This window comes from Bradyrhizobium arachidis (assembly GCF_015291705.1).
Taxonomy (GTDB): Bacteria; Pseudomonadota; Alphaproteobacteria; order Rhizobiales; family Xanthobacteraceae; genus Bradyrhizobium; species Bradyrhizobium arachidis.
Genome location: NZ_CP030050.1, coordinates 8,663,820 through 8,686,096, shown reverse-complemented (window position 1 = coordinate 8,686,096; position 22,277 = coordinate 8,663,820). Strand labels below are relative to the sequence as shown.

Annotated in this window: 21 protein-coding genes and 1 tRNA gene; 13 read left to right on the top strand and 9 right to left on the bottom strand. The window is 65.0% G+C overall.

The genetic code is table 11. From position 1 onward, the window contains the following. Positions 1-24: 24 nt before the first annotated feature. Entirely contained in the window at positions 25-651 is a 627-nt protein-coding gene (locus WN72_RS40960) for a peptidoglycan recognition protein family protein (protein ID WP_092215123.1), read from the top strand. A 117-nt stretch (positions 652-768) separates the two neighbouring features. Here the strand turns inward: WN72_RS40960 and WN72_RS40955 are convergent, their stop codons facing one another. After that, positions 769-1,110, bottom strand: coding sequence for a hypothetical protein (locus WN72_RS40955; RefSeq protein WP_027563777.1), 342 nt, complete (start codon positions 1,108-1,110; stop codon positions 769-771). A 103-nt stretch (positions 1,111-1,213) separates the two neighbouring features. On the opposite strand from WN72_RS40955, the gene WN72_RS40950 reads away from it, so the two are divergent. After that, on the top strand, positions 1,214-1,723 hold the full coding sequence (locus WN72_RS40950; protein ID WP_092215121.1) for a hypothetical protein: 510 nt from the start codon (positions 1,214-1,216) through the stop codon (positions 1,721-1,723). Positions 1,724-1,862: 139 nt separating this feature from the next. On the opposite strand, the gene rpoH is transcribed toward WN72_RS40950, so the two are convergent. Together rpoH and WN72_RS40940 are read right to left on the bottom strand one after the other, a co-directional pair. Further along, a complete protein-coding gene (gene rpoH, locus WN72_RS40945) occupies positions 1,863-2,762 on the bottom strand; it encodes an RNA polymerase sigma factor RpoH (RefSeq protein WP_027563779.1) in 900 nt (299 codons plus the stop codon). A gap of 217 nt (positions 2,763-2,979) precedes the next feature. Continuing rightward, complete coding sequence (locus WN72_RS40940; protein ID WP_092215119.1) at positions 2,980-3,987, bottom strand: RluA family pseudouridine synthase; 1,008 nt, start codon at positions 3,985-3,987, stop codon at positions 2,980-2,982. Between WN72_RS40940 and WN72_RS40935 the strand changes: the two genes are divergently transcribed. After that, on the top strand, positions 3,986-4,330 hold the full coding sequence (locus WN72_RS40935; RefSeq protein WP_027563781.1) for a hypothetical protein: 345 nt from the start codon (positions 3,986-3,988) through the stop codon (positions 4,328-4,330). The genes WN72_RS40940 and WN72_RS40935 overlap by 2 nt on opposite strands. Positions 4,331-4,387: 57 nt before the next feature. Further along, positions 4,388-4,462, top strand: a tRNA-Glu gene (locus WN72_RS40930). Positions 4,463-4,743: 281 nt separating this feature from the next. Here WN72_RS40930 and WN72_RS40925 read toward each other — a convergent pair. From WN72_RS40925 to WN72_RS40915, 3 genes are all read right to left on the bottom strand, one after another. Beyond that, positions 4,744-5,163: a CBS domain-containing protein gene (locus WN72_RS40925; RefSeq protein ID WP_027563782.1), complete on the bottom strand. Its 420-nt coding sequence runs from the start codon at positions 5,161-5,163 to the stop codon at positions 4,744-4,746. A gap of 182 nt (positions 5,164-5,345) precedes the next feature. Then, positions 5,346-5,816: an aminoacyl-tRNA deacylase gene (locus tag WN72_RS40920; RefSeq protein ID WP_092215118.1), complete on the bottom strand. Its 471-nt coding sequence runs from the start codon at positions 5,814-5,816 to the stop codon at positions 5,346-5,348. 196 nt (positions 5,817-6,012) lie between these two features. Next, on the bottom strand, positions 6,013-7,038 hold the full coding sequence (locus WN72_RS40915) for an alpha/beta hydrolase (RefSeq protein WP_027563784.1): 1,026 nt from the start codon (positions 7,036-7,038) through the stop codon (positions 6,013-6,015). Positions 7,039-7,275: 237 nt separating this feature from the next. Between WN72_RS40915 and WN72_RS40910 the strand changes: the two genes are divergently transcribed. From WN72_RS40910 to WN72_RS40895, 4 genes are all read left to right on the top strand, one after another. After that, positions 7,276-7,491: a hypothetical protein gene (locus WN72_RS40910; RefSeq protein ID WP_416207767.1), complete on the top strand. Its 216-nt coding sequence runs from the start codon at positions 7,276-7,278 to the stop codon at positions 7,489-7,491. A 1,026-nt stretch (positions 7,492-8,517) separates the two neighbouring features. Then, entirely contained in the window at positions 8,518-8,802 is a 285-nt protein-coding gene (locus WN72_RS40905; protein WP_027563786.1) for a hypothetical protein, read from the top strand. Positions 8,803-9,040: 238 nt separating this feature from the next. After that, the gene (locus tag WN72_RS40900; RefSeq protein ID WP_092215075.1) at positions 9,041-10,531 is read left to right on the top strand and encodes an amidohydrolase family protein; all 1,491 of its coding nucleotides are present in this window, start codon (positions 9,041-9,043) and stop codon (positions 10,529-10,531) included. Positions 10,532-10,534: 3 nt separating this feature from the next. Continuing rightward, the gene (locus WN72_RS40895) at positions 10,535-11,461 is read left to right on the top strand and encodes a CobW family GTP-binding protein (protein WP_092215073.1); all 927 of its coding nucleotides are present in this window, start codon (positions 10,535-10,537) and stop codon (positions 11,459-11,461) included. Between the two features lie 13 nt (positions 11,462-11,474). Here the strand turns inward: WN72_RS40895 and WN72_RS40890 are convergent, their stop codons facing one another. Continuing rightward, positions 11,475-11,852 (bottom strand): tautomerase family protein, encoded by a 378-nt coding sequence (locus WN72_RS40890; RefSeq protein WP_092215379.1) that lies wholly within the window; start codon positions 11,850-11,852, stop codon positions 11,475-11,477. 169 nt (positions 11,853-12,021) lie between these two features. On the opposite strand from WN72_RS40890, the gene WN72_RS40885 reads away from it, so the two are divergent. After that, positions 12,022-12,621, top strand: coding sequence for a TetR/AcrR family transcriptional regulator (locus tag WN72_RS40885; protein WP_092215071.1), 600 nt, complete (start codon positions 12,022-12,024; stop codon positions 12,619-12,621). A 143-nt stretch (positions 12,622-12,764) separates the two neighbouring features. Here the strand turns inward: WN72_RS40885 and WN72_RS40880 are convergent, their stop codons facing one another. Together WN72_RS40880 and WN72_RS40875 are read right to left on the bottom strand one after the other, a co-directional pair. Continuing rightward, the gene (locus tag WN72_RS40880) at positions 12,765-13,238 is read right to left on the bottom strand and encodes a hypothetical protein (RefSeq protein ID WP_092215069.1); all 474 of its coding nucleotides are present in this window, start codon (positions 13,236-13,238) and stop codon (positions 12,765-12,767) included. A gap of 11 nt (positions 13,239-13,249) precedes the next feature. After that, positions 13,250-13,750 (bottom strand): hypothetical protein, encoded by a 501-nt coding sequence (locus WN72_RS40875; RefSeq protein ID WP_092215067.1) that lies wholly within the window; start codon positions 13,748-13,750, stop codon positions 13,250-13,252. Positions 13,751-13,981: 231 nt separating this feature from the next. Here WN72_RS40875 and WN72_RS40870 point away from each other — a divergent pair, with 231 nt between their 5' ends. The 4 genes from WN72_RS40870 to WN72_RS40855 all read left to right on the top strand — a co-directional run bounded on the left by WN72_RS40870 (position 13,982) and on the right by WN72_RS40855 (position 22,241). Beyond that, entirely contained in the window at positions 13,982-15,664 is a 1,683-nt protein-coding gene (locus WN72_RS40870; RefSeq protein ID WP_027563792.1) for a methyl-accepting chemotaxis protein, read from the top strand. Between the two features lie 190 nt (positions 15,665-15,854). Beyond that, complete coding sequence (locus WN72_RS40865; protein WP_092215065.1) at positions 15,855-19,157, top strand: acetyl-CoA carboxylase family protein; 3,303 nt, start codon at positions 15,855-15,857, stop codon at positions 19,155-19,157. 228 nt (positions 19,158-19,385) lie between these two features. Further along, positions 19,386-21,230 (top strand): sigma-54-dependent Fis family transcriptional regulator, encoded by a 1,845-nt coding sequence (locus tag WN72_RS40860; RefSeq protein WP_167380752.1) that lies wholly within the window; start codon positions 19,386-19,388, stop codon positions 21,228-21,230. 123 nt (positions 21,231-21,353) lie between these two features. Continuing rightward, entirely contained in the window at positions 21,354-22,241 is an 888-nt protein-coding gene (locus WN72_RS40855) for a LysR family transcriptional regulator (protein ID WP_027563795.1), read from the top strand. Positions 22,242-22,277 lie beyond the last annotated feature (36 nt).

Below are 22,277 nucleotides of genomic sequence, written 5' to 3'. Positions count from 1 at the left end.
GATCGGGTTCGTTATTGGACCCGCATGATGATGTCTCGCCTGTTCGCGGCGATTTTCGCCGCTCTCCTCCTGACCGCACCAGCTGCCGCAACCGACGCCGAGCTCGCAAAGCTCGCGCGCGCCTCCGGCACGCCCGACATTCCCGGCCTGAAGATCGTCTGGCTGGCGCCGTGGGGCGATGTCCAGAGCGCCCATGCCTGGCGCAACATCATCGTGCACCAGACCGAGGGGCCATCAGGCTCGGCGCGCGGCGGCGCCGCGGAGCAGGCGAAGAATCCGACCCGCCGCGGCGTCACTGTGTGGGTCGAGACCGACGGCACGGTCTATTGGGCGGTGGCGGAAAACCTGGTGCCGACCCATGGCGACGGCGCCAACCGCAACGACAACAAGTACATCGACAACAGGTCGACCTATCGCCAGGTGGTCCGCGACAATTCGATCGGCGTCGAGTTCGCCGGCAACTATCCCGATGTCACCACAGGTCCGACCGAAGCGCAGGTCGCGGCCTGGAAGATCCTCGTCAAGGTCCTGCGCGCGCGCTACGACATCCCGCTCGACCGCGTCTATGCCCACAACTGGATCGACTACAAGGACGCGCGCTATTGCGAAGGCTGCTGGCTCGCGACGCTGGCGCGGGCATGGGGCGAGTAGCCATCGCCGTCATTCCGGGGCGCGACGAAGTCGCGAGCCCGGAATCCATTCATCCACTGACGCTGCGGTTCGATGGATTCCGGGCTCGCGCTGCGCGCGCCCCGGAATGACGAGCAGCTAAACCGCCTCCGCCATCCAGCCGAACAGCCGCCGGATCAATCCCGGCCGCCGCGGCACCTCGGGCGGACCGTCCGCCGCCAGCACGCGTTTGAAGAAGTAGTCCAGGAAGACCATGTCGTTCGGCTCGGTGACGGTGAACTTCTCGTCGCCGAAGAATACGCTGTAATCGTAGAAGAACGGGCCGACGAACGGCACCGTCGCAGTCGATGCATAATCCTTGGAGATCACGAACTCGGACGGCTCGAGTCCGTGCTCGCGCATGGCTTGCTCGACCAGCGGCAGCTTGCGCATGAACTGGGCAGAGAAGCCGCCGACGGTGGATTGCAGGATGATCGACACAGTGTCCGTCCATGGATGCTGTCGGTCATTTTGGGTCGGTTGACCGGCCGCGCGGGTTCAAGGCAAGCTCGGTTCTGCGCCAGGCGTTGCAAGGGGGTGTGTGATGGCGGTCTCGCTGGACAGCGCGGTACGTGCCGATTTTCGCGTGGCGACGCCGTCTCGCCGGGCCTTGCGTGCGGTCGGCGTGATGCCGGCGATCGTGCTGTCACTGTGCGCCTCGCTGTTGGTGGCGCTGGAGACGCCGAGCAAGCCGTTCCTCGACAAGAACAGCTTTTATCTCGCCTCTGCCGGTTTTCGTGTGCAGGTCGCCAACGACGCAGCGGGCCAGAAGGCGCTGCGCGCGCTGCCGCCGCACCGCTTCGTGACGCACCGGAACGGCGGGAACATTCTCTATCTCTACGCCGAGCCGCTTCATTGCGTCTGCATCTTCATCGGCACGCAGGCAGCTTACGAGGCCTATCGCGGCATGCTCAGCCGCGGCGCTGATCAGCCGGACGTGGTCTCCGCCGACTACAAGACGCAGGCGAGCGCGCTGCTCGACGAGACGCCGGCGCAGTTGGAAGATCAGGTCGAGCCGGAATCGCTCGCGGATTATTTTCGCGCGTTTTATTGAGCGGCGGGCGCTCTCCCACAAGGGGAGAAGGAAGGACGAGCGCGGAAACACTCATGGTTGCCCCAAACAAAAAAGCCGGCGTTGCCGCCGGCTTTTTCGTGTTCTCGATCCGCCAATTCGTAGGCGCTAAAACCTCGCTTTACAGCGCGGCTTCCAGCGCAGCCTGTTCCTGCCTTGCGATCGTGCCCTTGACCGCGGACTGCACCTTCTCGAAGGCGCGGACCTCGATCTGGCGGACGCGCTCGCGCGACACGCCGAACTCGGCGGCAAGATCTTCCAGCGTCATCGGCTCATCGGCGAGGCGGCGGGCCTCGAAGATGCGGCGTTCGCGCGGGTTGAGCACGCCCATGGCGCCGTTCAGGGCGTCACGGCGGTGATCATACTCCTCGTGCTCCGCCATCATGGCTTCCTGGTTGGGCGTATTGTCCACCAGCCAGTCCTGCCATTCGCCGGCTTCGCCGTCGTCGCGGATCGGGGCGTTGAGCGAGGCGTCGCCACCGAGGCGGCGGTTCATGTCGATCACGTCCTGGTCCGTCACGCCGAGGCGCTTGGCAATGGTCGCGACCTGGTCGGGGCGGAGATCGCCTTCGTCCAGCGCGTTGATCTTGCTCTTCGCCTTGCGCAGGTTGAAGAACAGCTTCTTCTGGTTCGCGGTGGTGCCCATCTTCACGAGCGACCAGGAACGCAGGATGTACTCTTGAATCGACGCCTTGATCCACCACATCGCGTAGGTGGCGAGACGGAACCCCTTCTCGGGTTCGAAACGCTTCACCGCCTGCATCAGGCCGACATTGCCTTCCGAGACGACCTCGGAGATCGGCAGGCCGTAGCCGCGATAGCCCATGGCGATCTTGGCGACGAGCCGGAGGTGGCTGGTGACGAGTTGGTGCGCCGCGTCGCGATCGTCATGCTCACGCCAACGCTTGGCGAGCATGTATTCCTGCTGGGGCTCCAGCATCGGGAACTTGCGGATCTCGGCGAGGTAGCGAGAAAGGCCGGATTCTCCATTGAGAATCGGCAAAGCAGCGGTACGGGCCATAGTGCGCCCTCCAAAGGTTCAGGCCCCCGATAGCGGCGGGCCAGGCAGACGACCGCTGTGTCAAAGCCGGCCGGGCTGCGATGTTCCGCGTTGGTGAATTTCAACGCAGGGGCAATATACCCCATGGGGGGTCGAAAAGGGAAGGATTGCTGACGTCACGTCCCCGTGTGGCAGCTATAACTTTTTGTAAGGTAACGCTTTTCTGAAACCGCCTGCGTCATAGCGCCGCTTTCAGCACGCTCTGAAGGAGAAGCAAATCCTCCGGCAGAGCCGCCTCCCAGTGGAGTAATTCTCCCGTCCTGGGGTGCTCCAATACCAGCAGATAGGCATGCAGGGCCTGCCGTCCAAGGGCAGCCAAAGCTGCCTGCGACTCGGGGCCGAGCTGGTTCGCCTTAGTCTTGAAATGCGGGCCATAGACGGCATCGCCCATCAGGGGATGGCCGATATGGGCGAGGTGGACGCGGATCTGGTGGGTGCGGCCGGTCTCGAGCTCGCAGGCGAGCAGGGCGGCGACGCCCTTGCCGTCGCGCCCGGCAAAGCTCTCGATGATCTCCCAATGCGTCACGGCCTCGCGGCCGCCCTGGCGCACCGCCATCTTCTCGCGCGCATGCGGATGGCGGTCGATCGGCGCGTCCACCGTGCCGCGATGCCGGCCGGGAAGCCCCCAGGCGAAGGCCATATAGCCGCGCCGCATCTCGCCGGTGCGGCCGTGATCAGCGAACTGCGCCGACAGCGAGGCATGCGCCATGTCGTTCTTGGCGACCACCATCAGCCCCGTCGTGTCCTTGTCGAGCCGATGGACGATGCCGGGCCGGCGCACCCCGCCGATGCCCGACAGCGAAGCGCCGCAATGGGCGATCAGCGCGTTCACCAGCGTGCCGGTCTCATGGCCGGCTGCGGGGTGCACGACGAGGCCCTTGGGCTTGTTGATGACGATGATGTCGTCGTCCTCGAACACGATATCGAGGGCGATCTCCTCGCCCTTGGGCTCTGCGGGCGCCGCTTCCGGCACGTCGATTATGATCGTATCGCCGGATGTGACGTGATAAGCGGGGTCCCGGATGGCGGCGGCCTTCAGGCTCACCGCGCCCGCCAGGATCAGGGTTTTGAGCCTCGATCGCGACAGCTCCGGCAGACGCGCCGCCAGCACGCGGTCGAGCCGGGGCGAGCCCTCGGAGCCTTCGACCACGACCTCCAACCTTTGCGCTGACCCCGAGCTTTCCATGACGACGTCTGATACCGCTGTTCCCGAACCGACCCCCGAGCAGGCCGCGCTGTTCGCGCGGGTGCGGCGGATGATGCTGATCGCGGGGTTGACCACGGCGCTGGCGATCTGCGCCGTCCTGATCGCGGTGGGCTACCGCCTTTTCAAGTCGGAGGGAAGGGCGGTTGAGACCGCCGGCGACGTCATTGCCACCCTGCCCAAGGGCGCCAAAATCGTCGCAACCGGCGTCGCCGGCGACCGGCTGGTGGTCACGCTCGATATCGGCGGAGTGACCGAGATCCGCACCTTCGACGCCCACACCCTGAAGCCCGCCGGAAAGCTGAAATTTGCCAATGAGCCGTAAAAGGGCGGTTCGGGTCCTTGCGGCGAACAAATTTCGAGGCTATTGGCTAGCCCTCACGCTCCCTTCGTCTAGCGGTTAGGACGCGGCCCTCTCAAGGCTGAAACAGGGGTTCGATTCCCCTAGGGAGCGCCAAGCCTGCGATATTCCTCGACTTTCTGCGATACCATTCGACGGCGTTCCTTCCCGGCCGCGCGACGGCGCTCGGTCGTAGGTTGCGCGCCGAAGCGTCGCCGCAGCTGGAGTGATCGAGCGAACCCGCTTTGCATTCACTCCGGCGCAAAATAAGCCACATCGCGCCGTCGCTTCTGAGCCGCGCGATGGTTGCATGATGAGCGCATGGCTCGGGCTCCCCTCAACGCCCGTTCGAACGGCGATCGCGAGAGGAGCCTTGGCCGTAAGTCCTGGCCGCAAGTTCAGTGATGCGCCGAAACGCTCCTGACGGTCTCGGTGAGCATGTCACCCGAGGTGGAATGGCCGACGTCGCCCAGGCTGATGATGCCGACCATCCGCTTGCTCTTGTTGATCACCGGCAGTCTGCGGACCTGCAGCTTCTCCATATGATGCATCGCCTTGGCGAGGTCATCGTCCTCGCGGCAGCAATGGATGCCCTCGGTCATCACGTCACGCGCCGTCGCGCGGCCGGCATCGAAGCTGTGGCTCGCGAGCCCTTTGCAGACGATATCGCGATCGGTCACCATTCCGACCAGCTTGTCGTCCTCGCCGATCGGAATGCAGCCGATGTCATGCGCCCGCATCAGTTTGGCAAGCTCGGTGATTGGGGTGTCGGGGCTGACCCAGTCGACACCCTTGTGCATCACGTCTTTGACTTTCATGGCGAGCCTCCGTTCGTGGGTTTCGAGTGCGTTAATGAAATGCAGCGGCACCCCCATCTTCCGAACTCCGACCAGACAGGCGCAGACGCTCTCGCCGCCACCCTGTTGAACAGTATGACGGCGAGCTCGCGGCCAGAGTTCCCGCCCAGGATCGCAAGGGCAATGGGCGGTGTACAAAATCCTCAGTCATGCGCGCTGAAGCGCCCGTGCGGTGCGTTGGCCGTCAGGCGCGCAAACTGCGCGTGACCCATATGAAGCAGCGTCTCATGATCGCCGGCTTCCATATAGATGTCCGGCTGCGCCCCGATGCTGTCGTCGACGATGATATCCAGTCCGTAGCATTTGCCGACGGCAGGAACTGCACCGCGAGTACAGTCGCTGAACAGCCGATTGATCTCGGTTTCATCGGCCATATGGACATTGTCGCCGAGGCTTGTCCTCAGGTCCGACAGGCGGAGATGATGCGATGCGGGCAAGATGGCCAGCATGTATCCGCCGTCGCGCCGCAACACGATGCCCTTGGCGAGGCGGTCGCCCGAGATATGGCATGCCTCGGCCGTTCGAGCGGACGTCATGCTGAGTTCGTGTGGAATCACCTCGTACTGGATGTTCTCAGCGGCTAGGTATTTCTGGAGCGTGGGAGCAATGGCCATGGCATCACCTCCGATGCTGAATGGAAACCATCCACCGTGAGGTCGACCCTGCAGATTCTCGCCATACGATGAGCGGCTGCCTGACTAGAGACCCAACATAGGTCTTCCATCCGCAAGCTGCAATTCATTTCCCCTTGGAGCCGCAGCGAGCGTGCGCGGGAGCAAGCTTTGCGCATGGCTCGGCGCGGGCGCTCTCCTATGCGGTCGTTCCGTCGATCGAGCGGCGGATCACCCGCTGCACTTCCGCATTCGACAGAAACAGATCGTGGTTGATGATGCCCCAGCCTTCCTGGGACGCATCGACCACGCGCACGCCGAGCCGCTGAATCACATCCTTCTCGGCGGCGCCGACCCTGGTCATTCCGCCTGCGATTTGGCCCGACAGCGCGAGTGCGCGATCGTTCGTCGCGGCGATCACGGTGATCTTGCCGGCGAGCGGACCGATGCGGTGGATCGCCGATGAGAACACGTCCATGTCGATATCGGGCGCGGCAAACACGACCGCGCCGATCTTGCCCGTCACAGTGTCGCCGTACCGCGCATAGAGCTGACGCAGGCTCTCGAGAGTCAGCATGGTTCCCATGCTGTGCGCAACGATATGCACGCGGCCGCTGCCTGGAGCCGACACGAGCGCAGAGAGCACGCGCTCGAAATCGTCGCGAGACCACATCGCGCTGTCGCGGTCATAGGCATAGTCGAACAGTCCTGCCTTGGAGGGCCAGGAGAATGCCATGGTCCGTCCGCGGAACTTGATCCCATCGGAGAGATGGGCGGCATCCAGCACCGCCGTCTCGAATGTCTGCTTGAAGCCGTGCACATAGATCAGCACGTCCCCTCCGCCGGTCTGCGCAGCGAGATCGCCCGCGGCGGCCGACACTGGTTCGATCCGATCAAGGCGCCAATCGCCAAGTCCGACCGAGGCAAGCGACAGACGGCTCTCGTCCGGCGCCACCAGCTTTGCCCGCGCGACCGTCATGCTCGTCGCGCGCTCCGGCCCAAACCAGGGTTTGGTGCGGCCGCCGTTGACGGGCTTGCGCGTGGTGGTGACAAGCAAGGTGGGGTCAACGGAGAGGGATGATGCGTCGAAACGCGCGCCGGTCGCACCGAGACCGGCGCATCCGCCGAGGGCGAGCGCACTGCCGGCAGACACAAGCCCGCCGAGCAGAGCGCGGCGCGAAACAGAAATATGAGAGTCGCGTTGCAGAAGGCGTCGGACGATCACACGGAACCCCAGGGAACTTTGCCCACCGTAAGCCGCCCCGCCTGTCTCCCTGAATGACAATGGGGGCGAGAAGACGGCGGAGCGGCTTCGCGGTCGGTTGCATGGTGATGGCCTCCGCGCGAGCGCAAGATCAGTCTGACATCGGACCAAGTTGCCTGTCGGGCAAAACAGCCAGATCCGCCGTCAAGTCGCCACGCCAAAAATATTCCATTTTACCGAAATTCGGATTTGTCGTATGTGTCAGCCATCCCAGCCCACCAAAGGATTCCGCCGGTCCAAGACGGCCGCATCCACATCGAGAAAATCAACGCGCCGTTCCTCTTCACGCTCAAGGCCAGCGGCCCGGAGTTCGGCGCGGGCATCAAGTACGCCATCGAGCAGGGCTGGCTCGAAATGCACGAGAGCGGAACCTATGTCCGGCTGCTGTCTCCGGGCCAAGACCTGCTCGAATAGCGAGTTCTCACCAACACACGTTCACTGGCCTGAGCCTCCAACCCCAGCCAGTCCAGACGCGACGCCATCGCGTGCAACCGCCATACGCTGCGTAACTCCAACCCGGCGCTCCCCAGCCGGGTCCCCAAGCAGGTCCTCCCCACCCCCAGCCGGGTCCCCAAGCTGCCGCGCTGGCGAGCCCAAGGCCGAGACCTATGCCCACAGCTGGTGCTCCCCAACCGCCGCCGCGCCAACCGCCGCCGCGCCAACCGCCTCCCCAACCGCCGCCATGCCAACCGCCGCCGTGCCATCCTCCATGAAAGCCGCGTTGGGCGGACGCTGCACTAGGCACCAGAGCAAGCACCGCTGCGACACTGAGAGCGAAAAACGCCTTCTTGATCATGACAACCTCCGGTTTGCGTTGCGCGACATAAACGCTTCGCGATCACTTTTGTTCTGATCGCGCCCAACGGCGGGACTTCAAATAATCAGGTCGGCCGACCTTGAAGCCCACGACTGGTCACGGAACGGCTGGCGGCGCAGACGTTGATCCATATCACCCCAAAGTTTTATTTCCGGCGATGGAGCAGCCTTGGAGGCGCGAGACCTAGCGGCCTTCAGGCGAACTTTAATCAAAAAGGAGCCAGCGAATGCCGGGATCATCCCAATGCGTTTCTCTGGCTGCTGTCGCGCTGACATCGTTGGTCACGTTCGGCGCCCACGCCGCGCCGGTCACTGCAACATGCCCGGCCGGATACACTATGCATCCACGGCTCAATCTCTGCGTCACTGCGCCGACCTGCGCTGAAGGAGCGACACTGCACCCGCGTCTTCATCTCTGCGTCGCGACGCCAACATTTGATCTGGATCGACTTGGCACCCGCGTTTGCATCGCTGCGTCGGAACTTAGAACGGGCGTTTCGAACATGACGCACCGCCTCGTCTCAAAAGACGGCCCCAACTCAGCGCGGTCTGGGTTGAGGCCGAGGCACAAAGGCGACAATCGATCAATCCGGGCATCTCGACCTAACCAGGGCATCACATCATATGTCCCAGGCATCCTACAAAGTGTTTGCTGCGACTTGGGGCAATGGCGAGGTGATGGTCGAGCTAGAAGTTAGCAAGGACCAGTGGGATCGCATTGCTCGCGGAGATCGTGTCGAATTCAAAGGGCGCGGATACTGGTATGACGGCGACTGGTTTCAAGATATTTGGGATTTCAATTGTCCGCACGGCGAACTGACCATCCGGTACGGTCAGCCAAACGACGGCGACTTTTCAGGTGAAGGATGCACCGGGCCGATAAGCAGCGTCGTGGTCGAGGGGCGCTGAACGGACCCTTTGGTCTGCTGCTTGCGGACCCACAGCCGGTAGGCTTCGTACTTGTAGGGGGTATCACCGGTTCGCGACGGGATCAGCTTCGCCCGCCGCCCTCAGGACGAGGGCGATGTCGAGACCCCACCTGCCTGCCAAATGATCTCCCATCCGAGCATGATGCATCGGCATCAGCGAGGGTGGTCGTTGTTCCCGGAATCTGCCTTGATGCGATTTCAGTGCAGAGGAGTTTTGAATGAGTGGTTTGGTGATCTCTGGCGGCCGGGTGGTGGATCCCGCGAGCGGGATGGATGCCATTGGCGATGTAGCGGTGGTGGACGGCAAGATCGCCGCGGTCGGTACTGACCTCGGCGGTGCCGAGCGGGTGATCGACGCGACCGGCCTCGTGGTCGCGCCCGGCTTCATCGATCTGCACGCCCATGGCCAGTCGATCCCGGCAGATCGTATGCAGGCGTTCGACGGCGTGACGACGACGCTTGATCTGGAGGCCGGCGTGCTGCCGGTCGGGTCCTGGTACGAGCGCCAGGCGCGGAAGGGCCGTGTGCTGAACTATGGCGCCGCCACCAACTGGGCCTTTGCGCGCATCGGCGCGATGACGGGCTCCAATGCCGAGAGCTCGCTGGAGGCATTTGGCAACGCGATGCGCGACCGCCGCTGGATGGACAATGTTGCAACCGATGCCGAGGTCGCCGGCATCCTCGAGCGTCTTTCGCGCGGCCTCAACGAAGGCGGCATCGGCATCGGCATTTTGAACGCCTATGCGCCGGGCGCCGGCGTGCAGGAGCTGACCGCGGTCTGCCAACTCGCCGCCAAGCAGGACGTGCCGACCTTCACCCACGTCGCCTACATGTCGCGCATTGACCCTGAAAGCGCGGCGGAGGCCTATATCCGCCTGATCGGCTATGCCGGCGCCACCGGTGCGCACATGCACATCTGCCATTTCAACTCGTCCAGCAAGACCGACATCGAGCGCTGCCGCGTGCTGGTCGAGAAGGCGCAGGCGCAGGGCCTGCCCATCACGGTCGAGGCCTACCCCTACGGTACCGGCTCGACCGTGCTGGCCGCCGCCTTCTTCAGCGATCCGCAATTCGTCGAGCGCAACGGCACCGGCTATGACTCGGTGCAGCGCGTGACCGATGGCTATCGCTTCCATGATCGCGAAGAGCTCCTGAAGGCGCAGGCCGAGGAGCCGTCCTCGCTGGTGCTCTGGCACATCCTCGACACCGAGAACAATGCGCATCACCGCGACCTGCTCGACATGTCGGTGCTGTATCCCGGTGGCGCGATCGCGTCGGATGCGATGCCGTGGACGACGTCGGATGGCAAGACCTATACCGGCGATGCCTGGCCGCTGCCCGACGATGCCACCTCGCATCCGCGCTCGGCCGGCTGCTTCACGAAATTCATCCGCGAATGGGTGCGCGAGCGCAAGACCGTGTCGCTGCTCGAAGGTGTGCGCAAATGCGCGCTGATCCCGGCGGAGATCCTGTCGCAAAGCACGCCCGCAATGCGCGCCAAGGGCAGGCTTGCGAAGGACGCCGATGCCGATATCGTGGTGTTCGATTACGAGAAGCTCTCGGACCGCGCGACCTTCACGGCAATGAACCGTCCGTCGGAAGGCGTGCGGCATCTGATCGTCAGCGGCCAGGTGCTGATCAGCGACGGCGTGCTCGATGTCGCGGCGCGGCCCGGAAAGCCCGTGCGCCGCCCCGTCGGCGAGGGCTGACCCATGCCGGTCCCCATTCTCCTGGTGACGGGCTTTCTGGGGGCGGGCAAGACCACTGTCGTCAACCATCTGCTGGCGAATGCGGAGGGGCGGCGGATTGCCGCCGTGGTCAACGATTTCGGTGCGATCAACATCGATGCGGAGCTGATCGCAGGCGCGAGCGACGGCGTGGTCAGTCTTGCCAATGGCTGCATCTGCTGCTCGCTCGAAGGCGATCTGCTCCGTACGCTCTCCACGCTGCTGCGGCGCGATCCAAAGCCCGACTACATCGTCATCGAGACCAGCGGCGTCGCCGACCCCGGCGACGTCGTGCGCAACCTGATGGACCCGGTGATCCTGCGCGAGGCGCCGCTGGAGACCGTGCTCTGCGTGATGGACGCCGCGACGCCGTCGGCTGCGCTCGACGACGCCCTTCAGCGCTCACAGTTGCGCGTCGCCGATATCGTGGCGCTGAGCAAGCTGGATCTGGCGGATGAAGGCGCGGGCGCGCGAATGCGCGAGGCCATCCGCACGCAGCGCGTCCCCGCCGTGGTGGTCGATGCCAGGCGCGGGGAGATTCCGTCCGCGTTGCTGTTTCCCGCGAGTGTGGATCGCGCGTCCGCGCCGCGCGATCCAGGGCCGAAACGCCTGGCAGAGGAGCGCTTCGAGACGCTGAGCTGGACCTCCGAGCAGCCGCTCTCGCTGCCGCGCTTGCAGCAGGCGATCGGCCGGCTCGCGCCAAAGCTTGCGCGCGCAAAGGGCCTGTTCGAGACGATCGAGCAGCCCGGCCGCATGATGGTGTTTCAGTTCGCCGGCGGCCGCGCCACGCTCGCGCCGGGCGAAGCTCCGGCGGAAGCCGTGCCGCGCGCGCGGATCGTCTTCATCGCCGAGCTCGGCGTGCTCTCGAAGGCTGAGCTCGACGGGATCATGGAGACGTGCGTTGCGAGCTGAAGCTGTCGCAGCCTCACGCAAATTGCGCGATGCCGTTCCCGACCGACCAATTCTCCGCGGGGGCATCCAGCACGTTGACGAACACGTCCTCGGGGCGGATGCCGGGGTTTTCGCCGAGCAGCTCCGCGATGCTTCGGTACAGCGCCTTCTTCTGCTCAGGAGTACGCGCGGCGAACACGGTGATCTGGATCAGCACGGCATCGTCGCTGCGCCTGACGCCGTAGGCGTTGCCGCAACGGAAGTTTGCAGGCGAAAGCTCGCTGATGGTCATGAACTCGTCGCCATCGGGCACGTTCAGCGCCTCGCGCATGGCGCGATAGAGGCCGTCGAGGATCGCCTGCCGGTAGGCGTCCGGCTTTCCGGCGCGCATCGAGATGTGGAGGAGAGGCATCAGCTGGTCCCTTTGCATGCGGGGCCGATCGGCCAGGATGCATGCAAGCGCCCGCCGTCCGGCCCGTTGACGAAGCGGGCTATCAATCCCAATGGGTTTTTGACACGATGTCGAGAAACCATGTTATTAACACCGTGTCAAATACTATTGCGGGCAAGAGGAGCAGGATTTGAGGCCACGCGAATTCGATCACGACGACGTCCTGCGCATCGCGTTCGACCAGTTCTGGCGCAAGGGCGTGCGCGGCACCTCGCTGTCGGACATCGCGCGCGATGCCGGCGTTCAGCGCGGCAGCCTCTACAATGCTTTCGGCAGCAAGGAAGCGCTGTTCCTGCAGGCATATGAACGTTACGCGGGCGATTACCTCCTCGCCCTGCAAAAGTCGCTCGGCACCGGTACTCTAAGAAAGCGCCTCACCGCGTTCTTCGACCTGACCATCACCAACTTCCGCTCGGGTTCGCCGCCACGCGGATGTCCGACCACGCGCGGCTTGATGGAGCTCGGCGCGGCCGAGGGCGAAGGACTGGATGAAGATGCGCGTCAGGTCTTTGCGAGCCTCGTGTCGCGTATCACCGCTCTGGTGCAGGACACGTTGGCGGCGGGGGCGGAGCGGGGCGAATTCAGCGGCAACCCCGCGGCCGCAGCGCTGCACATCGTCACGGTAACGCGGGGCCTTGCCGTGCTCGAACGCGCCTTCGATGACGAGCCGCAGCTGCGCAAGATTGCCGTCCACACGATCGATCTCGTGCTCGGCAAGAAGAGCGGCTAGGCGATAAACACGAGAGCGACGACCCCAGCGGTAGTCGCGCTGGGATCGTCTGGAGGTTTCATGGAGGGCATCGAGCTCTGCGTCTCCATGGCGATGTTGATAGCGCAAGATGGCTCTGCTGGCGAATAGAACCCGTCAAAGCATCAGCACAGGGCGAGCGCATTGACCGCGCGCGTTGCGGCGGCCTCTGTCCCTGATGGCACGAACTGGCACATGATGATCTCGAGCTCGCCAGGCTGCTTGCCTCGCGCAACCGCCAGCAGCCGCATCAACTCCGCCTCGTCTTGCGAGAGGCGCCGGCACGACGGCGGCATGAAGCACAATTCGCAGGGCCGGCCGCTGCGCAGGATCCTGACCAGCGCGGCCGCCCGCGCCACCAGCAGCGGACTGTCGGCGATGTCAGGCGCCTCGTCGGCATAGCGATAGGCCGCCTCCCAGCAATCGGACGCGCCGGTCGCATAGGCCGCGCCGATGAAGCGGAACAGCGACAACGCGACGCGGGAAAACTGATCGTAGCTTTCGACGTTTCGCGATGTCGAAAGCACAGCCTGAAGCGGACAGCGCGGCGACTGGCCGGCCTCTGGGATCGGCACGGTGCCGCACGCATCCTGCATCATGAACGATCTCGTCAATGTAGCGTGGGGCTTCCGACCAGCCAGGTCTTCATCGCCATCGTCCGATCATGGTCGAAGGATTGGACATGTCGATCGGGCAGGATCAGACCGGCCATGTGGAAGATCGTCGCAAGCCCCCGTACGGGCGCGAGCGCCCAATCCGCCCCCACCGGCGGCAGCCAGGATTCGAACTGCTCGCGCGCGACGTCGATGCGTTCCTGCTGCACGGCGGCGATGGCGTGCAGAATTCCGTGCTCGCTTTCGCTCATGCGCGGACAAGTGGGGCAGTGCACCTCGATCGCCGTATGCGCGGTGCAGGCAAAGATCTCGATGATGGCCTCCAGAGAGGGCACGGCATCGCCGACGCGGAAATGGTCGTACACTTGCTGGATGTCGGCCGCGGTCGGAACGGCGCTGCCGCTGCGCGCTTTTGCCCGAAATCCCCAGATGAAGAGCCGCTCCGCCGCGCACAGCGCGGGAAGGTCGAGCGACCTGCGATATGTCGATTGATGCATTGAGCCTCCGGCCCTTGGCATGCACGCATGCCGTAATACGCGCTGACGATCTGTGGCGATGGTTCGGTCAGGGCGGTCTGCAAGTCAACGCGTGGAGGGGCGATATCGAAATGTTCTAGATTGGAAGAGCTTGCATCTCGGATGCCGCCGACGGGAGCCGGAATGCTTAAAGCTTTGCTAAGGGAGGCAGGATAAAATGGCATATCAGCCCTTTCATTCACGCGAGCACCGATGATTTTCTCCCGCATCAGTTTCAAGCTGGTCCTGATTGTCGGCATCAGCCTCCTCGGCATGATCGCGCTGGCGCCGATCGCGCTGTCGACCCTGCGCAGCCAGATGATCGCCGACCGCCAGGCCAAGACGCAGCACATGGTGGATGTCGGCTACGGGATCCTCGCGCATTACCAGAAGCTCGAGAGCGACGGAAAGCTCTCGCGCGAGCAGGCTCAGGCCGGCGCAATGGCCGAGATCAAGAGCCTGCGCTACGACAAGGTCGAGTATTTCTGGATCAACGACATGACCCCCAGGATGGTCATGCACCCGATCAAGCCCGAGCTCGACGGCAAGGATCTCTCCGCAATGAAGGACCCCGCCGGCAACGCGCTGTTCGTCGGCTTCGTTGATGTTGTCAAGAAACAGGGCGCCGGCTTCTATGGCTATCTCTGGCCCAAGCCCGGCTTCGACCAGCCGGTCGGAAAAATCTCTTATGTGAAGGGCTTTGCGCCCTGGGGCTGGATCATTGGCACCGGCATCTATCTCGACGACGTCGACGCCGTGTTCCGCCAGGACGCGATGACCTTCGCGCTGGTGTGCCTTGCGGTGCTCGTGCTCGTGCTGGGCGCCTCCTTCGTGATCGGCCGCAGCGTCACCAAGCCGCTGGCAAAGATCACCGCGCTGACCGAGCGTCTCGCGGCCGGCGACAGCGCGTTCGATGTGCCCTACACCGAGCGCCGCGACGAGGTCGGCGGGCTCGCCAAGGCGCTTGCCGTGTTCAAGGACAATGCGTCGGCGGTGGGCCGGATGCATACCGAGCAGCAGGAAGCGAAGCAACGGGCCGACGACGAGAAGCGCAAGACCATGGCCGATCTCGCCGGCAAGTTCGAGGCGAGCGTGCAGGCCGTGGTCCGCGATGTCTTCAACGAGGCGCGCGCGATGCAGCAGGCCGCGCAAGGCATGTCGGAAACCGCGAACAAAGCCACCGATCGCGCGAGCTTCGTCGCCACCGCCTGCCAGCAGGCCTCCAGCAACGTGCAGACGGTGGCCTCCGCCGCCGGCCAGCTGTCGTCCTCGATCACCGAGATCAGCCAGCGCGTCGCCCAGGCGGCGAGCGTCGCCGACAAGGCCGCCGCCGACGGCCAGCGCACCAACGACACCGTGCAGGGGCTCGCCGCCGCCGCGCACAAGATCGGCGAGGTCATCGACCTCATCAACCAGATCGCCTCGCAGACCAATCTGCTCGCGCTCAACGCCACCATCGAGGCCGCGCGCGCAGGCGAGGCTGGCAAGGGATTTGCCGTGGTCGCGAGCGAAGTGAAGTCGCTGGCGAGCCAGACCGCGAAGGCGACCGACGAGATCGGCGCGCAGATCACCGCAATCCAAGCCGAGACCAATCAGGTCGTCGGTAACATCGACAGTATCCGCAAGACCATCATGGAGGTCAACGAGATCTCCTCCTCGATCGCAGCCGCGGTCGAGGAGCAGGGCGCCGCGACGCAAGCAATTGCCCACAGCGTGCAGGAGGCGGCCTCCGGCACCGACCAGGTCTCGCAAAACATCTCCGGCGTCACCGATGCGACGGCGGAGACCGGCCAGGCCGCGGGCCTCGTGCTGCAATCGAGCGGCCGGCTGACCCAAAAGCTGCAATCGCTGGAGAACGAGGTCAGCACCTTCGTGGCGGGCGTACGCGCGGCTTGATACAGCGCCAATAGCTCTGCCGCCGCGCGGATAATTCGCCGCGTCGCGGCGCATGCGGGCCATTGATATTCCGGCCCGCGGGACCGGTCATCGCGACCGGCTTTCCCGCCCTTGACGGCTGCGGCTAAAGTGAAGAAGCAGGATCATCGAACCTGCCGACCCGCAGCCCGCGCGGGCATGGAGACGCCGCATGTCGTTCAAGAAACTCCTGATCGCCAACCGCGGCGAGATCGCCATCCGCATTGCGCGTGCCGCGGCCGATGCCGGCATCGCAACGGTTGCGATCCACCCCGCAGACGATGCGCTGTCGCTGCATGTGCGCCTCGCCGACGAGGCGGTCGAAATTCCCGGCCGCGGCGCGCGAGCCTATCTCGACATCGAAGCCGTGGTGAAGGCGGCGAAGAGCGCCGGCTGCGATGCTGTTCATCCCGGCTACGGCTTCCTCAGCGAGAACGCGGCGTTCGCCAAGGCCTGCGCTGACGCAGGCATTGCCTTTGTCGGACCCAAGCCGGCGGCGCTGGAGCTTTTCGGCGACAAGGTCGCGGCCCGGCAACTGGCAAAACGCTGCGGCGTGCCGATCATCGCAGGCACCAGCGGCCCGTCGTCGCTGGAGGAGATCACGGCATTCTTCGAATTGCTCGGCAAGGGCGCGGCGATCGTGATCAAGGCGATGGCCGGCGGCGGTGGTCGCGGCATGCGCGTGGTGGAGAAGGCTGCTGATCTCGCGGAAGCCTATGCGCGTTGCCAGTCCGAGGCCAAGGCGGCGTTCGGCTTCGACGGTGTCTATGCGGAGCGGCTGATCCGTCAGGCGCGCCATATCGAGGTGCAGATCATCGGTGACCGTCACGGCGCGATCTCCCATCTCTGGGAGCGCGAATGCACCATCCAGCGCCGGCACCAGAAGCTGATCGAGGTGGCGCCGAGCCCCTCGCTGAGCGACGGCTTGCGCGGCCGCATCATCGAGGCGGCGAAGCAGCTTGCGGCTGCGGCCTCGTATGACAATCTCGGCACGTTCGAGTTCCTGGTCGACGGCACGGCCGAGGACAGCTTTGCCTTCATCGAAGCCAATCCACGTCTCCAGGTCGAGCACACCGTGACGGAAGAGGTGCTCGGCCTCGATCTCGTCCGGTCCCAGCTCGCGGTCGCGGCGGGCAGCACGCTCGCCTCGCTCGGCCTTGCGCAGGGCGCGATCCCGAAGCCGCGCGGCTATGCGATGCAGCTGCGCGTCAACATGGAGACGCTGGACGAGACCGGCGCGACGCATCCGACCGGCGGCGTGCTCGCGGTGTTCGAGCCGCCGTCTGGGCCCGGTGTGCGCGTCGATAGCTTTGGCTATGCCGGCTACAAGACCAGCGCTGCCTTCGACTCGCTGCTTGCAAAAGTCATCGTGCATACGCCGGGCGAGGCTTGGCATGACGTGGTGGCCAAAGCCTCGCGCACCCTGCGCGAGTTCCGGATCGACGGCGTCGTCACCAACATCGCCTTCCTCCAGGCGGTGCTGGCGCATCCCGATTTCAGGACCAACCGCATCGCGACCGACTTCATCGATCGCAACGTTGCGAAGCTGGTCGAGGCAGCGGACGGGGCGGCCAAGCCGCTCTACTTCGCGGCGACGGAGCGCGGCGATCACGGCGTGGAAGCGCATATCGCGCAAGTCGTGCCCGAAGGCGCGGTGATGGTCGCAGCGCCCTTGCAGGGCACCATCGTCACCGTCCAGGTGAAAGAAGGCGAGATCGTGCGGCCCGGTCAGCAGCTCGCCGTGATCGAGTCCATGAAGATGGAGCATCTGGTCATGGCCGAACAGGGCGGTCGGGTGACAAAACTCGTCGCCGGCGACGGCGTCACGCTGATGCATGGCGAACCGATCATGTATCTGGAGCCGCTCGACGTCGCGGCTGACAGCACGGCGGCGGAAGCCGACATCGATCTCGACCACATCCGTCCTGACCTCGCCGAGCTGATCGCGCGCCAGGCCAACACGCTCGATGCCAACCGCCCGGCCTCGGTCGAGCGCCGCCGCAACACCAACCAGCGCACCGCGCGCGAGAATGTTGCCCAGCTCGTGGACGAAGGCTCGTTCATGGAATATGGCAGCCTTGCGATCGCCGCCCAGCGCCGCCGTCGCAAGCTCGACGATCTCATCAAGAACACGCCGGCGGACGGCCTCGTGATGGGCGTTGCCACGGTGAATGCCGAGAAGTTCGGACCCGACGGTGCGCGCTGTATCGTCGTGGCCTATGACTACACCGTGCTTGCGGGCACGCAGGGCCACATGAACCACAAGAAGATCGACCGCATGCTGACGCTGGCGGAAGACTGGCGCGTGCCGCTGGTGTTTTACGCGGAAGGCGGCGGTGGTCGGCCCGGCGACACCGACCGGCTCGGCATGACCGGCCTCGACGGCCCGTCCTTCGTGCAGTTTGCAAGGCTCTCCGGCCTTGTGCCCGTCATCGGCGTCGTCTCCGGCTATTGCTTCGCCGGCAACGCGGCGATGCTCGGCTGCTGCGATGTCATCATCGCTACCAAGAATGCGTCAATTGGCATGGGCGGCCCGGCGATGATCGAGGGCGGCGGGCTCGGTGTCTATCACCCGGCCGAGGTCGGCCCGGTTTCATTCCAGTCGCCGAACGGCGTCATCGACATCCTGGTCGAGGACGAGGAGGAGGCGACGCGGGTTGCGCAAAAGTATCTGTCCTATTTCCAGGGTGCGGTGCAGGACTGGGAAGCCGCCGACCAGCGCCTGCTCCGTCGCGCGATTCCTGAGAACCGCCTGCGCGTCTACGACATCCGCAACGTGATCGATCTCGTCGCCGACAAAGATTCCGTGCTGGAGCTGCGCCGCGACTACGGCGTCGGCATGATCACCGCCCTGATCCGCATCGAAGGCAAGCCGTTCGGCCTGATCGCCAACAATCCGCGCCATCTCGGTGGCGCCATCGATGCCGATGCCGGCGACAAGGCCGCCCGCTTCCTCCAGCTCTGCGATGCCTTCGACCTGCCGATCGTGTCGCTCTGCGACACGCCCGGATTCATGGTCGGGCCCAAGGCCGAGAAGACCGCGATCGTCCGTCACGTCTCGCGCATGTTCGTGACCGGCGCGAGCCTCACCGTGCCCTTGTTCGGCATCGTTCTGCGCAAGGGCTATGGCTTAGGGGCGCAGTCGATGATCGGCGGCGGCTTCCACGCCTCCTTCTTCACCGCGGCTTGGCCGACCGGCGAGTTCGGCGGCATGGGCCTCGAAGGCTATGTCCGCCTCGGCTTCCGAAAGGAGATGGAGGCGATCGCCGACCCCGAGGAGCGCGAGACCTATTATCGGAACAAGGTCGCCGAGCTCTATGCCAACGGCAAGGCGGTCTCGATCGCCTCGGTGTTCGAGATCGACAACGTCATCGACCCCGCGGAGACGCGGCGCTGGATCATGGCCGGCTTACGCTCCGTGCCGAAGCCGCCGGCGAGGACGGAGAAGAAGCGGCCCTGCATCGACACGTGGTGAGCGCGGTGCAGCAATTGCAATGCGGGGTCATTCCGGGGCGGCTCGCAGAGCCGAACTCCGGTGCGCAATTGCGCACCTGAGAATCTCGAGATTCCGGGTTCGATGCTTCGCATCGCCCCGGAATGGCAACTGGAGACAGCGCGCCGTGCTGCTGTTCCCGGTTCCCGATTGACATCCCCGCCCGTGCTGCCAGACTTTGCACAATAATACAGGGTGGAGACGTCCGCGATGGCCAGCCTGTCGGCCTCGAACCATGTCGCCCGTGTTCTGTCCGTCGCCAATCATGTGGCCGACGTCGATGCCTCCTCGCGCATCGCCAATTCCTGGCGGCGCTGTCTGATCAGCCACAAGCTCGATCCCGCCCGCCAGGGCCCGCCGCAGACGCTGACCGAGGCAGAGATCCGTCACGTCGCAGAACCCATGGAAGAGGTGATCAGGCTCGCGACGCCCGAGCTCGACGATCTCGCCCGCGTGCTGCGCGACGCCGGCTACTGCGTCAACCTCGCTGACGCGAACGCGACCATGCTGTTCAGCCGCCTGCCCGGCGAGGCCGACGCCAAGATGTTCCTGGATTGGAAGATCTACACCGGTTCGAACTTCGCCGAGACGTTCGAGGGCACCAACGGGCTCGGCACCGCGCTAGCGGAGCAGAAGCCGATCCTGGTGCATCGCGACGAACATTTCCGTGCGCAATGGCACATGTTCTCCTGCGCGGTGGCGCCGCTGTTCGATCAGGCCGGCCGTCTCGCCGGCGCCATCAACATCACCTCCTGCCGCGAGGACCTCGAGCGCGCCGCGCATCAGCTGGCGCTGGCGGTGACGATGGAGGCGACGCGGCGGATGGAGGGCGCGATCTTCCGCGGTCATTTCCGCAACGCCTGGATCGCGACCGTGCCGGGTGATGGCGGCAGCGGTCTCATCGCCTATGACGACGACCGCCGCGTCGTCGGCGCCTGCCGCTCGGCGCGTGCGCTGCTCGGCCTCACCGATGGCATGATCGCCTCCGGCATCGATCTGTCGCGCTACATCAAGTTCGATCATCACGCCGCGCGGAGCGCGGACGAGGTCGTCGAGCTGAGCCGCGCCGACGGCCGTGCATTGGGCCAGGGCCATATCGCGCCGCCGCTGCGTACAAGGTCGCCCGTTCCGCGCCGCGATGCGCCCGCGGATCGCTTCGACGCGCTGCACCGGCTTGCCGGCCGGGATCCAGGCCTCGTCAAGAGCGTCAAGCGCTTGAGGAGCATCGGCGATCACAATCTGCCGGTGCTGCTGTATGGCGAGACCGGCGTCGGCAAGGACGTGTTCGCACGCGCGATTCACGCCGCCAGCAACCGCGCGCGCAACAATTACGTTGCGCTGAACTGCGCGGCGATGCCGGAGAGCCTGATCGACGCCGAGCTGTTCGGCTACGAGGCCGGAGCCTTCACCGGCGCGCGGCGCGAGGGGTCGAGGGGCCTGATCGTGCAAGCCGACGGCGGCACGCTGTTCCTCGACGAGATCGGCGACATGCCGATTGCGCTGCAGACGCGCCTGCTGCGCGTGTTGGAGAATCGCGAGGTCTGGCCGCTCGGCGCGCGCAGGCCGGTGCCGGTCGACATCCGCCTGATCAGCGCCACCCATCGCGATCTCGGCCGCATGGCTGAGGAGGGCGCCTTCCGTCCCGATCTCTATTTCCGCCTGCGCGGCATGGAGGTGCGGCTGCCGGCCTTACGCGAGCGCGCCGACCGGGACGACATCATTCGCCAGATCGCGCGCGAGGAAGCGCCGAATTGCCGCCTGTCGGACGAAGCCTGGTTGTTGCTCACAGCGTATTCCTACCCCGGCAACATGCGTCAGCTCCGCCACGTGCTACGGCTTGCGGGCTGCACGGCGGAGGACGGCATCATCACGGATGCCGATCTCGATCTGCCGCCGTTCGGTGGAAGGACCGCGGAGCCTGCTCTCGAAGTGGCCGAGCGCGCCACCATCGTCGAGGCCCTGCGGCAGCACGGTGGCCGCGTCACTGAAGCAGCGCGCGCGCTCAAACTCAGCCGCGCCACGCTCTATCGCAAGATCAAGCAATTGAAGATCTAACGAGCAAGGGGCTCCTGCCGGAACCCTGACGCCGCCCGGCCCTTGATCTGCTCTCCCGGATCAGGCGGCAAACGCGCCGCCGCGAACATACATTCCCGAGAGTTCGAGAGAGGAGCGCATTCGATGGAGGAGATCGAGGTCTTCCTGGCGGTCATCGAGGCGGGAAGCCAGACGGCCGCCGCGCGGCAATTGGGTCGGTCGTTGCAATCGGTGAACCGCGTACTCGCCGCGCTGGAACGCAGTGTCGGTGTGGAACTGGTTCGGCGAACCACGCGGCAATCGGTGGCGACCGAAGCGGGTCTGGCGTTCTATCGCCGCGTCAAGCCGGCCTTTGCGGAAATCACCGAAGCGCGGCTCGAAGCCGCGAACCGGCGCGTCGAGCCGTCGGGACTGCTCAAGGTCGCAGCACCGGTCCTGTTCGGATCGACCCATGTGGTGCCCGTGATCGCCGAGTTCATGGCGCGCTTCCCGCAGATCGAAGTCGACGTCAACATGTCCGACCGGCCTGTCGATGTCGTCGGCGATGGCTTTGATCTCGCCGTGCGGATCAGGGAATTGCCGGACTCCTCGCTGAAGACCCGGCGGCTGGGCGAGCTGCGCACGGTCGTCTACGGCGCGCCCGATTATTTTGCGCGCCATGGCCGCCCGCATCATCCGAACGATCTCGCCAGGCATCAATGCATCCTGCGCAAGATCAATCGCGGCGAAGCGGATGCATGGCGGTTTCAGATCGACGGCAGCGCGGCGATCGTGCAGGTGAACGGCCGCTTTCACACCGACAATATGACGGCTGCGCATGCGGCCGCCCGTCATGGCCTCGGTGTCGGATATGGCCCGTTCTGGCAGATCCGCGATCTCGTCGATCAGGGCGCGCTCGAAATCGTGCTGGAGGCGTTCGAGGCCGCGCGAACGCCCGTGCGCGCCGTGTTCCCTCCGAGCGCGATACCGCCGGCCAAGACGCATCTCTTCGTCGATCTGCTGGTGGAGAGGCTGAAGCACGAGCGGCTTTGAGCCGCGTCCGGGAACGCATTCTACCATTTGGCGGGA